Source organism: Blastococcus sp. DSM 46786 (assembly GCF_900109665.1).
GTDB classification, from domain to species: Bacteria; Actinomycetota; Actinomycetes; order Mycobacteriales; family Geodermatophilaceae; genus Blastococcus; species Blastococcus carthaginiensis.
This window is the reverse complement of record NZ_FOAO01000022.1, coordinates 63,204-76,612: the sequence shown is the minus strand read 5'-3', so window position 1 is coordinate 76,612 and position 13,409 is coordinate 63,204. Positions and strand designations below refer to the sequence as shown.

Genomic DNA, 13,409 nt, shown 5'->3' with positions numbered 1-13,409 from the left:
CGGTCAGCGCTCCAGCACCGCCGCGATCCGGGTGATCGTGGCCTCCTCCACGGGCAGGTGCGGCAACACCGACGGCACCTCCTCGGGCTCCAGGCCGGTGTCGCCGAACGCGGCCAGCAGCAGGTCGGCCTCGTCCGGCGGCACCGGCACCGTGCAGCCGGAGCCCTCCAGGGCGGCGCGGGCGAGGAACAGGGCGCCGGCCAGCGTCTCGTCGGGCACCGGCGCCGGCTCGGGGACGACGGCGGACCGGGCGGCCGCCTCGGCGGCGCGCACCAGCGACAGCGGCAGCCCCTCGGCCTCGACCTCGATCAGCGGGACGTCGCGCAGCGCGGCGAGCACCAGGTGCTCGGCGTCGATGCGCAGCGGGGCCGCCCAGTCAGCGGCCCGCACCACGCCGGTCACGTCGTCGGGGTCCTCGCCCAGGTCGTCGGCGAGCTCGGCCCACGCGGCCGGGCGCGTGGCGCGGGCGCGCTCCCCCGCCAGCCGGCAGGTCTCGCCGACGAACGGGACGAGCACCTCGTCGTCGAACCGCTCGGCCACCAGCCGGCCGTCGGCGCCGATCATGTCCAGGGCGTCCTGGAAGCTGCCCGGCGCCGCGTCGCCGAGGTCGACGCGGCCGTCCTCCTCGCTCCCCAGCCGCTGCCCGGTGGCCGCCCGCTCCCCCACCGTCAGGCCGCTGGGCACCACCCGGCCCGCGCGCCGCCGGTGGTGCGGGCGGTCGGAGAGCCCCACGGCCCACGCGCAGCTCTCGGCGATCAGCGCGGCACCGCGCTCGCGCAGCACCTCCCGGGTCAGCAGCCCCATCCAGTCGACGTCGAACACGCCCTCCACTCTCCCCGCGACAGCGCACGGGCGCTCGCGACCCCCGTCACTCCGCGTGGGAGCCGGCGGCGCTGCGCTCGGCCTGCTCGCTGCTGGGCCCGCCGATCCAGACGGTCTTGGCGTTCGTGAACTCGCGCATGCCCAGCCCGGTCAGCTCCCGGCCGTAGCCGCTCTGCTTGACCCCGCCGAAGGGCAGCTCCGGGTAGCTCGTCGTCATGCCGTTCACGAAGGCCATGCCCGAGGCGATGTCGCGGATGAAGCGCGCCCGCTCGTCGGCGTCCTCGCTCCAGAGGTTGGAGCCCAGCCCGTAGGGGTGGCTGTTGGCGATCTCGATCGCTTCCTCCAGCGAATCGACCGTCCACAGCGCCGCGACCGGGCCGAAGACCTCTTCCAGGTAGAGGTCCATCTCCGGCGTGATGCCGGAGAGCAGGGTCGGCTCGAAGAACCAGCCCGGCCGGTCCACCCGCTTGCCGCCCACCAGCACCTGGGCGCCCTTGGCGACGGCGTCCTCGACGTACTCCTCGACGTCGTCACGGCCGGACTCGGTGGCCAGCGGCCCGATCTGGGTGCCCTCGTCCATCGGGTCGCCGACGGTCAGCGCGCCGATCTTCTCGGCGAACAGGCGGGTGAACTCCTCGGCGACGTCGCGGTGCACGAAGAACCGCTTGGCCGCGATGCAGCTCTGCCCGTTGTTCTGGTTGCGGGCGGTCACGGCCACCTCGGCCGCCCGGTCCAGGTGCGCCGAGGGCATGACGATGAACGGGTCGCTCCCGCCGAGCTCCAGCACCGTGGGCTTCAGCGCGTCACCGGCGATCGAGGCCACCGACTGGCCGGCGGGCGCGCTGCCGGTGAGCGTCGCGGCCGCGACCCGGTCGTCGCGCAGCACCTGCTCGATCGTGCCGGAGCCGATGAGCAGCGTCTGGAAGACGTCGTCGGGGAAGCCCGCCCTGCGGAAGAGCTCCTCCAGGTACAGCGCCGTCTGGGGGACGTTGCTCGCGTGCTTGAGCAGACCGACGTTGCCGGCCATGAGCGCGGGGGCGGCGAACCGCATCGCCTGCCACAGCGGGAAGTTCCACGGCATGATCGCCAGCACCACGCCCAGCGGCTGGTGCACCACGTAGGCCTGCTCGGCACCCACCGCGGCGGCGTCCTTGCGCTCGGGCTCCAGCAGCGCCGGGCCGTGCTCGGCGTACCAGCGCAGGGCCTTCGCGCACTTGCCCACCTCCGCCTTCGCCGAGGCCAGCGTCTTGCCCATCTCGGTGGTCATGAGCTCGGCGACGCCGTCGGTGTCGGCGTCCAGGACGTCGGCGGCGGCCGAGAGCCAGCCGGCCCGCTGCTGCGGCGTGGTCAGCCGGTAGCGCGCGAACGCCTGCGCGGCGCGCGCGATCCGGTCCTCGAGGGCCTCGTCGGTGAGCGGCTCGTAGGTCTTGAGCGTCTCGCCGGTGGCCGGGTTGATCGTGGCGATGGCCATGGTGTTCTCCCTCCGGGGTTCGCCCGTCACCTGCCCCTCGGGAGGCGGTCGAAACGGCGCGGACGGTCCCACGGGGACCCGCGCAACGGGGTGCGGCCCGGCCACCCGGCCCGCTGGCCTACCGTGGGGCATCGATTCGGACGACGGCGGAACGATTCAGGGGCACAGGTGAACTGGACGGCAGCGGGCGGGAAGGGCCACCCCCCGGCGGCAGGCTTCGTCCACGACGCGCTGCACTACGACTCCCTCGACGACCTGGTCGACGTCGCCGTCCCCTTCCTCCGGGCCGGCCTGGACGCCGGGGAGGCCGCCGTCGTCGTGGCGTCGGACCCGGCCACCGCCGCGCTGCGGGACGCGCTCGGCGACGAGCGGCTCGTGGTCCTCGACCGCGCCGCCACCTACGGCCCGCGCACGCCGGGGGCGATCACCAGCTTCCGCCGGCTGGCCGAGCGCCAGCGCGCGACCGGGGCGTCGCGGGTGCGGGTCCTCGGCGAGGTCGACCAGGGGGCCACCCCACGCGAGTGGCTGGAGTGGGAGCGCTACGACGCCGTCCTCAACGAGGCGCTGCGCGGCTGGGACCTCTGGGGTGTCTGCGCGTTCGACACCCAGCGGCTCCCCGGGCCGGTGCTCGCCTCCGCGTCCTGCACGCACCCGCACCTGGTGACGTCGCAGGGCCGCACCCCCAGCACCGGGTACACCGAGCCGGCCACCTACCTGCGCCGGCTGCCGGTGCCCGACGAGCCGCTGGAGAGCTCCCCACCCCGGTTCTCGGCCGCGGACGTCGCCGACTTCATCGGCCTGCGGCACGCCGTCGCCGCGGAGCTCGCGGGCCTGACCGCACCCGCCGACGTCGTCGAGGACTTCCTGCTCGCCGTCGACGAGATGACCTCCAACGCCGTCCGGCACGGGCTGCCGCCGGTCAGCCTGCGCCTCTGGACCGCCCCGGACCGGATCGTGTGCACGATCGCCGACGGCGGCCCGGGCTGGGACGACCCCTTCGCCGGGTACGGCCCGGCGCACGGCGAGGACCTGTCCCGCGGCGGGATGGGGCTGTGGCTGGCCCGGCAGCTCTGCGACCACGTCGACATCTCCGGCGGGGCGCACCACCCGGGCGACGGCGGGGTCCGCGTCCGGCTCACCACGCTGCTCCGCTGAGCCGTCCTGCGAGCAATTTCCGCCCAGTGGGGAGGCCGGGCGCGCCGCGCGGCCGCGGGCCGCGATACTGAGGGCCGCAGCCTTGCGACGATGGGAGCAGCGTGGTGGATCGGGCGCGTTCGGACCACGGCCGGGGAACCGGCCCCGCAGAGCGGGAGGGCTGACGTGGACAAGGTCGTCCACTCCGCCGAGGAGGCGGTCGCCGACATCGGCCGGGGCGCGATCCTCGCCGTGGGCGGGTTCGGGCTCTGCGGAGTGCCGTACGCGCTGATCGACGCGCTGCTGGCGCAGGGGGCGGACCAGCTCACCACGATCTCCAACAACTGCGGGGTCGACGACCAGGCCCTCGGCGTCCTGCTCTACGCGAACCGCATCCGCAAGACGATCAGCTCGTTCGTCGGGGGGAACAAGGAGCTGGCCCGGCTGTACCTCTCCGGTGAGCTCGAGGTGGAGCTGACCCCGCAGGGCACGCTGGCCGAGCGGTTGCGCGCCGGCGGCAGCGGCATCCCCGCCTTCTACACCCCCACCGGCGTCGGCACGCTGGTGGCCGAGGGGGGCATCCCGATCCGCTACGACGCCGACGGGAACGTGGTCGAGGTCAGCCGGCCCAAGGAGGTGCGCGAGTTCGACGGGCGGCAGTACGTGCTGGAGACCGCCCTGACCGCGGACTTCGCGCTGGTGCACGCCTCGGTGGGCGACCGGCACGGCAACCTGGTGTTCCACGAGTCGGCGCGCAACTTCAACCCGCTGGCCGGCATGGCCGGGCGGATCACGGTCGCCGAGGTAGAGGAGCTCGTCGAGCCCGGCGAGATCACCCCCGAGGACGTGCACCTCCCCGGGGTGTTCGTCGACCGCGTGGTCGTCGTCGGCGGCGACCGCAAGCCGATCGAGAGGCGCACCACCCGCCCGCGTTCGGACCGCTCGCAGACCCCGGCCGCCGCCGGTGAGGAGGCCACGCCCGCATGAGCCTGACCCGTGAGCAGCTCGCCGCCCGCGTGGCGCTGGAGTTCGAGGACGGCCAGTACGTCAACCTGGGCATCGGCATGCCCACCCTGGTGCCGAACTACGTGCCCGAGGGGGTGCACGTGGTCCTGCACTCGGAGAACGGCGTCCTGGGTGTGGGCCCCTACCCCTTCGAGGGCGAGGAGGACGCCGACCTGATCAACGCCGGCAAGGAGACCGTCACGCTGCTGCCCGGCGCGAGCTTCTTCGACTCGGCGCTGTCCTTCGGCATGATCCGCGGCCAGCACCTGGACGTCGCCGTCCTGGGGGCCATGCAGGTCAACGCCCGCGGCGACCTCGCGAACTGGCTGATCCCGGGGAAGATGGTCAACGGCATGGGTGGGGCGATGGACCTCGTCCACGGTGCCCGGCGCGTGATCATCATGATGGAGCACGTCGCCCGCGACGGGTCCCCGAAGATCGTGCAGGAGTGCACCCTGCCGCTGACCGGCAAGGCGTGCGTGGACCGGATCATCACCGACCTCGCCGTCATCGAGGTGACCGGCGACGGGCTGGTGCTGCGCGAGACCGCACCCGGGGTGACCGTCGACGAGGTGGTCGCCGCGACCGGCGCACCGCTCACCGTCGCCGGCGACGTCCGCGAGATGCCGCTGCCCGCGACCGTCTGACCCGCCCCCGGCGAAGGCCTCGGCGACGCCGACCCACGACGCGCCGGCGCCGCCCTTCCTCGACCGGGACGGGTAGCGCCGACTCACTCGAAGACGACGGTGCGGCCCCGCTGGATGACGACGCGGTTCTCGGTGTGCCAGCGGACCGCGCGCGCGAGCGCCCGGGTCTCGGCCTCACGGCCCCGGGCGGCGAGCTGCTCGGGGCCCAGCGAGTGGTCGACGCGGATCATCTCCTGCTCGATGATCGGCCCCTCGTCGAGGTCGGCGGTGACGTAGTGCGCCGTCGCGCCGATGAACTTGACGCCCCGGGCGTGCGCCTGGTGGTAGGGACGGGCGCCCTTGAAGCTCGGCAGCATCGAGTGGTGGATGTTGATCGCCCGGCCCTCGAGGGCCTCGCAGAGGTCGTTCGAGAGGATCTGCATGTACCGGGCGAGGACGACCAGCTGGACCTGCTCCTTGCGCACGATGTCGAGCAGCGCGGCCTCGGCCTCGGGCTTCGTCTCGCGGGTCACCGGGATGTGGTGGAAGGGGACGCCGTAGAAGTCGGCGGTCCCCGCCAGGTCGGGGTGGTTGGACACCACCGCGACGACATCGAGGTTGAGCTCGCCGACCGAGTTGCGGAACAGCAGGTCGTTGAGGCAGTGCGCGTACTGGCTGACCATGACGAGCACGCGCTGGCGCTCGGCGGCGTCGGCCATGCGCCACCGCATCCCGAAGCGCTGGGCGACCGGCTCGAAGGCCGCGCAGAGGCGGGCGACGTCGAGCGGCACGCCGTCGACGTGCCGGAACTCGACCCGCATGTAGAACATGCCGCTGGTCAGGCTGTCGAACTGGTGGCTCTCCACGATGGTGCACCGCTCGTCCACCAGCAGTCCGGACACGGCGTGCACGATGCCCGCGGCATCCTGACAGGACAGGACCAGGACGCCGTGCTGAGCCTCGGCGGGCCGCGTCATCACGTCACTCCTACGGATCGTCCGCGGCCGGTCGGCCGACCGCGGTGGGGGCTTCCCGCCGTACACGTGGTCACCAGGACCAGGACGTCGGGAAACGTGGGCGATGTGAGCCTAGGCATGCGGGCGCCTCCAGCGGATACCGCACCCGACCTCGGCCGAGCCGCGACGACCGACGCCGGCGGGCGCCGTGGGACGGACAGCGGCCCGGACGGGGCGTAGTCGCCTGCGGTGGCCGCCCGGGGCCCAGCCGCAGCGCGGTTCGACCTCTCACCTCGTGGCTCGGTGGTCCAGAACGGGTTCGGAGCCTGAGATCGGCCCGGCTCAGCGGCCGTCCGGCGCGAGCGCCTCCCAGCCCCCGGACGGCGTCACCACCGCTCGCACCGGCCGGTCGTGCACCTCCCGCGGGAGCTCGTCGACCCGTTCGTCGTCGAACACCACCGCGACGAGCACGGCGTCGGGGCGCGCGCGCACCAGCGCGCGGTCGTAATAGCCACCACCGCGGCCCAGCCGGATGCCGGCGCGGTCCACCGCGAGAGCCGGGACGACGACGGCGTCGGCGGCCGCGATCGCGGTGGGGCCCAGTCGTGGACCCACCGGGTGGAGCAGGCCGAACCGGCCGGGTTCGAGCTCGCCGGTGAACTCCGCCCAGTCCAGCGTCCGGCCCACGGGCGGGACGACGGGGAGCAGGACGCGAGCCCCCAGTTCGGTGCAGGCGTCCGGCAGCCGGCCGGTCCCTGGCTCGGTGGGGTCCGGCACGAACGCGGCGAGCGTGCGGACGCCCTGGAGGCCGCGGAGCAACGTGGCGACGACCGCCTCCGCGGCCGCCTCCCGCTGCGCCGTCGAGCGGGCCCGGCGGCGGGCGAGGACGTCCTCGCGCAGCCGGTCCTTGGCGACGGACGGTTCTCCCGAGCTGATCACCACGGGATCAGAGCACAGGTCGGTGGCCGGCCGCTGCCGCCGCGGCTCAGGCGGAGGTGCCGCGGAGCTCCTCGAGGATCGGCCCGGCCACCTTGAAGGCGTGGTTGGCGGCCGGGACACCGGCGTAGACGGCGGCGTGCTGGATGACCTCGGCGATCTCCTCGTCCGAGAGGCCGTTGTTCTTGGCCGCCCTGACGTGGAGGGCGAACTCCTCCCAGTGCCGCAGCGCGATCGTGATCGACAGCGTCATCAGGCTGCGGTCGCGCCGGGCGAGGCCGGGCCGCTGCCACAGGTCGCCCCAGGCGGTGCGGGTGATGAAGTCCTGGAACGCGGCGGTGAACGGCGTCGTGCCCGCGACAGCGCGGTCGACCCATGCGTCCCCGAGCACCTCACGCCGGGTCCGCATCCCGGCCTGCCGGCGCTCGTCGTCCGTCGTGGGTTCGCTCATCGGGCGCCTCCTGCGGCGTCGAAGTGGCCGAGCAGCGCGCCGGTGACCTCCAGCGCCCGTTCGAGGTTGCCCAGGTGCGCGGCCGGGCTGACGCTCAGCAGCTCCGCCCCGGCGATGCCCGCCGCGATCGCCTCCTGGTGCGGGGGCGGGAGGGCCGGGTCCTCGGCGCCCGAGACCACGAGCGTGGGCGACGTGATGCGCCCGAGGTCGTCGCGCAGGTCGATGCCCGCCACCACCTCGCAGCAGGCGGCGTAGCCCTCGTCGTCGGCGCCGGCGATCATCGCCTCGAGCCGCGCCACGAGGTCGGGGTGCTCGGCGGCGAACCCCGGCGTCAGCCAGCGGGACACCACCGTCGGGGCGAACCCGGCGGTGCCCTCGGTCCGGGACTGGGCCGCCCGGTCGAGGAAGCCCTGCGGCTCCGTCTTCGCCGAGCTGAACAGCACCGCGAGCCCCAGCACGCGCGAAGGCTCCCGGGCCGCCATACGCAAGCCCACCATGCCGCCGAGGGAGACGCCGGCGACGTGCGCCCGGTCGGCCCCGAGCCGGTCCAGCAGCGCCAGGACGTCGTCCACCAGGTCGTCGAGCGCGTACGGGCCCGCGGGTGCGGGCGACTCCCCGTGCCCGCGGCCGTCGTAGGTGACGACCCGGAAGCGCTCGGCCAGGGCGGGCACCTGCGCGTCCCACATGGCCCGCGTGGCGCCGAGGGAGTTGGAGAGGACGACCAGCGGTGCCTCCGGGGGCCCGGCGAGGGTGTACGAGACGGGGACGGCGGTCATCGGGCTCCTTCGGTGAGGTGGGCGTGCTCGGCGAGGACGGCGTCGACCTGGGCGCCGGCCTCCCCGACGTCCGGTCCGCCGCCGAGCAGGTCGGCGAGCTCGACGTCGTCCCGGCCGGCGACCACGTCGGCGAGGGTCCGGCCGGTGGCGGCGGCCTCCCGGACGGCGGCCGCGGCCTCGTCGTGCGCGGCGCCACGGCCGAGGACCGGAGTGAGCGCATCGGCGAGCGCGCCGGCGAGCTCGGGGTCGCGGGCCGCCGCCACCGTGGCGGCCATGCGGGCCGGGTCGGGACGCAGGCCGTCGAGGCTCTCGACCAGCCAGGCCGCGGCAGAGCCGACGGTCGACAGCAGGTCGGTGAGGGCCGGCCACTCGCTGTGCCAGGCGCCCGCGGCCCGCTCGTGCTCCTGCTCCATGGCGCCCAGCAGGGTCGCGACCAGCCCCGGGGCGCGCCGGGCGCAGGCGCGCGCGGAGATGGCCGCGACGGGGTTGCGCTTGTGCGGCATGGCCGAGGAGCCGCCCCGGCCCGCCCCGGTCTCGGCGACCTCGGCGACCTCGGTCTGGGCCAGCAGCACGACGTCGACGGCGACGGTCGCCAGCACCCCGGCGGTGGCCCCGAGCGCGCCGGCCAGGTCGGCGATCGGCAGGCGGACCGTGTGCCACGGTGCGGCGGTGGGGACCAGCCCCAGCTCGGCGGCCAGGGCGGCGCGGAGCGCGGTGCCAGAGCCGTCGCTGGCGGCCAGGGTGCCGACGGCGCCTCCGTACTGCACCGGCAGCGACGCCACCACCTCGGCGAGCCGCAGCCGGGCGCCGTCCAGCCCGCCGAGCCAGCCGGCGGCCTTGAGGCCGAAGGTCGTCGGCAGCGCCTGCTGCATCAGGGTGCGCCCCATGACGACGTCGTCGCGGTGGGTGCGGGCCAGCCGCGCAGCCGCCTCGGCGGCGAGCGCGAGGTCGCGGTCGATCGCGCTGATCGCCCGGCGGGCCAGCAGGACCAGCGCGGTGTCGACGACGTCCTGGCTCGTGGCGCCGACGTGGACGGCGACGGCGTCCCGCTCCCCCACCGCCGCGCGCAGCACCCGCACCAGCGGCGGCACCGGGTTGCCCGCGTCGGCGGCCTGCGCGACCACGGTGGCCAGGTCGAGCGCCGCCGGTTCCGCGCAGGCCCGGGTGACGGCGTCGGCGGCCGTCGCGGGCACCAGGCCGGTCGCCGCGGCGGCGCGTGCCAGCGCCGCCTCGACGTCGAGCAGCGCGTCGAACCAGGCGCGGTCGGAGACGGCGGTCGCCGCGCCACCGCGGGCGAAGGTCGCGCTGAAGAGACCGGTCACGTCCCGTTCCTACCGCCTCGGCGGCTCGCGGGGAGGTTCATACGGCGAAGAACACCGTCTCGCGCTCGCCCTGCAGGTGGATGTCCAACCGGTAGCCGTCGTCGGCCGGCGTGGCCAGCAGCGTGCTCCGCCGGTCCTCCGGCAGCGCGCGCAGCACGGCGTCCTCGGCGTTGGCCTCCGCCTCGTCGGCGAAGTAGATCCGCATGACGACGCGGTCGAGGATGCCGCGGGCGAAGACCGAGACGTCGATGTGCGGTGCCTGGAGCCCGCCGTCGCCGTCGGGCACCCGGCCGGGCTTGAGCGTGTGGACGGCGAACTCCCCCGGCGGGTCGGCCGTGTGCGACCGGGCGAAGCCGCGGAAGCCCGGGTAGGAGGCCGCGCCACGCGGGTCCTCCGGCGAGGCGAAGCCGCCGTCGGGGTCGGCCTGCCAGGTCTCGACCATCGCATCGGCCACCAGGTCGCCGGCGCCGTCGAGGATCCGGCCGCGGATCCAGAAGGCGCCCGCGGTCCCCTCCTCGGCGGCCCAGGCGCCGTCGGGCCACGTCATGCCGATGGCCAGGTAGGGGCCGACGGTGGCGCTCGGCGTGGTGCCCAGCCGCAGCGGCCCGTCGAGGAAGCCGCTGCCCCGCCGGCCGGAGCGCGGCTGGTGCGGCCCGGGGGCGTCGGGGACGACGAGCAGCGGGTTTCCGAACGGCTCGCTCATGCGACATCTCCGTCGTCGTCGGTCTCGAACGGGGTCTGGTCGCTGCCGCGGAGCACGATGTCCCACTCGAACGCGAGCGCCCAGTTCTCCTGCGTCCGCTCCAGCGAGAAGCGGCTGATCGCCCGGTGCCGCGCGGCCGCCGGCATGGCGTTGAAGATCGGGTCCTGGCCGAACAGCGGGTCGTCCGGGAAGTACATCTGGGTGACCAGCCGCTGGGTGAAGGCGCGGCCGAACAGGCTGAAGTGGATGTGCGCCGGCCGCCAGGCGTTGTGGTGGTTCCCCCACGGGTAGGCGCCGGGCTTGACCGTCATGAACTCGTACCGGCCGAGGCTGTCGGTGACCACCCGGCCCAGGCCGTCGAAGTGCGGGTCCAGCGGCGCCGGGAAGCTGTCGCCGACGTGGCGGTAGCGGCCGGCGGCGTTGGCCTGCCAGACCTCCACCAGTGCGCCGGGTACCGCGCGGCCGTCGCTGTCGAGCACGCGACCGTGCACGAGGATCCGCTGCCCGACAGCCTCTCCCCCGTTGCGCAGCGTCAGGTCGGCGTCGTGCGGTAGGACCCGGTCCTCGCCCAGCACCGGCCCGGTGACCTCGGTGAGCCGGTGCGCCAGGTCCACCGGCGTCCGCAGGGGCGCGCGCAGGGCGGTGCTGCGGTAGTCGGGGAAACCCACGGGGGTGCGCAGCGCGGCGTCCTCGCGGTGGTACCGCGGCAGGTGCGGGCCGCCGACGGATGTGGTCCCGGTCATGGGCGGACGGTACGACCGGGCGGCTAGGCTCCCAACCCCACACTTCCACTGGACGGGAGACGCCCAGCATGGCCGGTCGCAGCGCCGCACCGGGGCGGTCGGTCACCTCGCGCGCTCTGGGCATCCTCGACGCCTTCGGCGCCGACGCACCCCGGCTCTCCCTCTCCCAGATCGCGGAACGCTCGGGCACCCCGCTGACCACGGCGCACCGGCTGCTGGGCGAGCTCACCGGCTGGGGGGCGCTGATCCGCCGTCCCGACGGCCGCTACGAGATCGGCCGCAAGCTGTGGGACCTCGGGCTGCTCGCCCCGGTGCAGCTCGAGCTGCGCCAGGTCGCCGCGCCGTTCCTGCTCGACCTGCACACGACCATCCGCGACACCGTGCACCTCGCGGTGCGCGAGGGGCTCAGCGCGCTCTACGTCGACCGGGTCTCGGGCCGGGAGTCGGTGCCGGTGGTCAGCCAGGTCGGCAGCCGGCTCCCGCTGCACGCCACGGGTGTGGGCAAGGTGCTGCTCGCCGCGGCCCCCGACGACGTGGTCGACCAGGTGCTGGCCGCGCTGCGCCCGGTCACCCGGCACACCGTCACCGACCCGGTGCTGCTCGCGCGCGAGCTGACCGAGATCCGGCGCCGGCGCTACGCCCGCACGTGCCAGGAGATGTCCCTGGGCGCCGCGTCCCTCGCCGTCCCGGTCCAGGTGGAGCGGGTGAACGGGCCGCTGGCCGTCGCCGCGCTGGGCATCGTCGTCCCGCCGCACCGCCGGGACCTCGCCCGCCTGGTCCCGGCGATGGAGATGGCGGCCCGCGGCATCGGCCGGGAGCTCGCCCGCTCGCAGGAGTTCCACTGACCGGAAGCGCCGGGTATCCACGGTCGCCGGCGGGGGGACACACTCGACGGCGTGCGCACCCAGGTAGCGATCATCGGCGCCGGCCCCGCCGGCCTCCTGCTGTCGCGGCTGCTCGCCCTGCAGGGCGTCGACTCGGTCGTGCTGGAGAACCGCTCCCGGGTGTACGTGGAGGCGCGCATCCGGGCCGGGATCCTGGAGCAGCACACCGTCGACACGCTGACCGACGCCGGGCTGGGCGATCGGCTGCACCGCGAGGGCCTGGAGCACCGCGGCATCTACCTCCAGCACCCGGGCACGCGGCACAAGCTGGACTTCCCGGAGCTCTGCGGCCGCACGGTGTGGGTCTACGGGCAGACCGAGGTCACCAAGGACCTGATCGAGGCGCAGCTGGACGGCGGCCCGCCGCTGCTGTTCGAGGTCTCCGACGTGACGCTGGAGGACGTCGACTCCGACAGCCCGCGCGTGCGGTTCACCGACGCCGACGGGGTGGCACAGGTGCTCGAGTGCGACGTGATCGCCGGCACCGACGGGTTCCACGGCGTCTCACGCCCCGTGGTGCAGGCCGCCGGCGGGCGGACGTGGGAGCGCACCTACCCCTACGCCTGGCTCGGCATCCTGGCCGACGCGGCACCGGCCACCGACGAGCTGATCTACGCCTGGCACCCCGAGGGGTTCGCGCTCTACTCCATGCGCTCCCCCACGGTGTCGCGGCTCTACCTGCAGGTGGACCCGGCCGAGAAGATCGAGGACTGGTCCGACGACCGGATCTGGGACGCCCTGGACACCCGCTTCGCGCTCGAGGGCTGGTCGGTCAACCGCGGGCCGGTCACCGACAAGTCGATCCTGCCGATGCGCTCGTTCGTCAGCAGCCCGATGCGCCGCGGCCGGCTGTTCCTCGCCGGCGACGCCGCCCACATCGTGCCCCCGACCGGCGCCAAGGGGCTCAACCTCGCCGTGGCCGACGTGACGCTGCTGGCCCGGGCGCTGGTGCGGCTGCTGACCGAGAAGCGGACCGACCTGGTCGACACCTACTCCGACCGGGCGCTGGCCCGCGTCTGGCGGTGCACCCACTTCTCCTGGTTCATGACCTCGATGCTGCACACCTCCGGCGACGACTTCGACGCCCACCTGCAGCTCTCCCAGCTCCGGCGGATCTGCTCCTCGGAGGCGGCCGCCCGCGAGCTCGCCGAGAACTACACCGGGCTACCCGTCGGCTGAGGGTGCATCCGTCCGGCCTCCTGCGTGCGAATGCCGGTCGTGGAGTCCACCGCCCCGCAGCAGGAGACGGCATGGCTGGTCCAGCCCCTGGTCGACGCCGGCCTGGGCCCGGGTGAGATCCAGGTGCTGGTGACCCGCCTGGGCTTCGAGGCGGTCGTCGCCGACGATCGTGGCGTCGACATCCGCATCCTCGACGTCGTCGGCGACCACCCCAGCGACGTCCGGGCCGCCTGGCTCGAGGTGATCGACCGGATGACCAGCCGGCCGCTGCCCGGCGCCTGACCACCGCCACCGCCGTCCTCCTCCACCGCAGCGCGTCCTCCCTCGCGGTGTGCGATGAGGGAGGACGCGCCGCGATCAGGTCACCGGATCATCACCGAGCCCGCCGAGGCGCCCCGGAC

Annotated in this window: 15 protein-coding genes; 6 read left to right on the top strand and 9 right to left on the bottom strand. The window is 74.7% G+C overall.

From position 1 onward, the window contains the following. Window positions 1-3 precede the first annotated feature (3 nt). Window positions 4-822 carry a hypothetical protein gene (locus BMW62_RS18425; RefSeq protein ID WP_091933980.1) on the bottom strand — a complete coding sequence of 273 codons (819 nt, stop codon included), beginning with the start codon at window positions 820-822 and terminating at the stop codon, window positions 4-6. 46 nt (window positions 823-868) lie between these two features. Then, window positions 869-2,293 carry an NADP-dependent succinic semialdehyde dehydrogenase gene (locus tag BMW62_RS18420; RefSeq protein ID WP_091933977.1) on the bottom strand — a complete coding sequence of 475 codons (1,425 nt, stop codon included), beginning with the start codon at window positions 2,291-2,293 and terminating at the stop codon, window positions 869-871. Between the two features lie 168 nt (window positions 2,294-2,461). Here BMW62_RS18420 and BMW62_RS18415 point away from each other — a divergent pair, with 168 nt between their 5' ends. The 3 genes from BMW62_RS18415 (at window position 2,462) to BMW62_RS18405 (ending at window position 5,079) form a co-directional block, all read left to right on the top strand. Further along, window positions 2,462-3,448, top strand: coding sequence for a sensor histidine kinase (locus BMW62_RS18415; protein ID WP_091933974.1), 987 nt, complete (start codon window positions 2,462-2,464; stop codon window positions 3,446-3,448). Window positions 3,449-3,613: 165 nt separating this feature from the next. After that, window positions 3,614-4,414, top strand: a complete 801-nt coding sequence (locus BMW62_RS18410) for a CoA transferase subunit A (protein WP_091933971.1) — start codon at window positions 3,614-3,616, stop codon at window positions 4,412-4,414. Further along, on the top strand, window positions 4,411-5,079 hold the full coding sequence (locus BMW62_RS18405) for a CoA transferase subunit B (RefSeq protein WP_091933968.1): 669 nt from the start codon (window positions 4,411-4,413) through the stop codon (window positions 5,077-5,079). Before BMW62_RS18410 ends, BMW62_RS18405 begins: the two co-directional genes overlap by 4 nt. An 83-nt stretch (window positions 5,080-5,162) precedes the next feature. On the opposite strand, the gene purU is transcribed toward BMW62_RS18405, so the two are convergent. The 7 genes from purU to pcaH all read right to left on the bottom strand — a co-directional run bounded on the left by purU (window position 5,163) and on the right by pcaH (window position 10,945). Further along, window positions 5,163-6,035: a formyltetrahydrofolate deformylase gene (gene purU, locus BMW62_RS18400; RefSeq protein WP_091933965.1), complete on the bottom strand. Its 873-nt coding sequence runs from the start codon at window positions 6,033-6,035 to the stop codon at window positions 5,163-5,165. Window positions 6,036-6,356: 321 nt separating this feature from the next. Next, window positions 6,357-6,953 (bottom strand): 5-formyltetrahydrofolate cyclo-ligase, encoded by a 597-nt coding sequence (locus tag BMW62_RS18395; protein ID WP_091934057.1) that lies wholly within the window; start codon window positions 6,951-6,953, stop codon window positions 6,357-6,359. 46 nt (window positions 6,954-6,999) lie between these two features. After that, window positions 7,000-7,401, bottom strand: a complete 402-nt coding sequence (gene pcaC, locus BMW62_RS18390; RefSeq protein WP_091933962.1) for a 4-carboxymuconolactone decarboxylase — start codon at window positions 7,399-7,401, stop codon at window positions 7,000-7,002. After that, entirely contained in the window at window positions 7,398-8,177 is a 780-nt protein-coding gene (locus BMW62_RS18385; RefSeq protein WP_091933959.1) for an alpha/beta fold hydrolase, read from the bottom strand. Before BMW62_RS18385 ends, pcaC begins: the two co-directional genes overlap by 4 nt. Further along, window positions 8,174-9,499 (bottom strand): 3-carboxy-cis,cis-muconate cycloisomerase, encoded by a 1,326-nt coding sequence (gene pcaB / locus BMW62_RS18380; protein WP_091933957.1) that lies wholly within the window; start codon window positions 9,497-9,499, stop codon window positions 8,174-8,176. The genes BMW62_RS18385 and pcaB overlap by 4 nt, the downstream gene beginning before the upstream one ends. 37 nt (window positions 9,500-9,536) lie before the next feature. Then, the gene (gene pcaG / locus BMW62_RS18375) at window positions 9,537-10,202 is read right to left on the bottom strand and encodes a protocatechuate 3,4-dioxygenase subunit alpha (protein ID WP_091933954.1); all 666 of its coding nucleotides are present in this window, start codon (window positions 10,200-10,202) and stop codon (window positions 9,537-9,539) included. After that, a complete protein-coding gene (gene pcaH, locus BMW62_RS18370; RefSeq protein WP_091933952.1) occupies window positions 10,199-10,945 on the bottom strand; it encodes a protocatechuate 3,4-dioxygenase subunit beta in 747 nt (248 codons plus the stop codon). Before pcaH ends, pcaG begins: the two co-directional genes overlap by 4 nt. Before the next feature lie 68 nt (window positions 10,946-11,013). On the opposite strand from pcaH, the gene BMW62_RS18365 reads away from it, so the two are divergent. The 3 genes from BMW62_RS18365 to BMW62_RS18355 are packed head-to-tail and all read left to right on the top strand — an operon-like array spanning window position 11,014 to window position 13,290. Continuing rightward, a complete protein-coding gene (locus tag BMW62_RS18365) occupies window positions 11,014-11,790 on the top strand; it encodes an IclR family transcriptional regulator (RefSeq protein WP_091933949.1) in 777 nt (258 codons plus the stop codon). Window positions 11,791-11,841: 51 nt separating this feature from the next. Then, window positions 11,842-13,008: a 4-hydroxybenzoate 3-monooxygenase gene (locus BMW62_RS18360; protein WP_091933946.1), complete on the top strand. Its 1,167-nt coding sequence runs from the start codon at window positions 11,842-11,844 to the stop codon at window positions 13,006-13,008. A 39-nt stretch (window positions 13,009-13,047) separates the two neighbouring features. Continuing rightward, window positions 13,048-13,290 (top strand): hypothetical protein, encoded by a 243-nt coding sequence (locus tag BMW62_RS18355; RefSeq protein ID WP_139206303.1) that lies wholly within the window; start codon window positions 13,048-13,050, stop codon window positions 13,288-13,290. Window positions 13,291-13,409 lie beyond the last annotated feature (119 nt).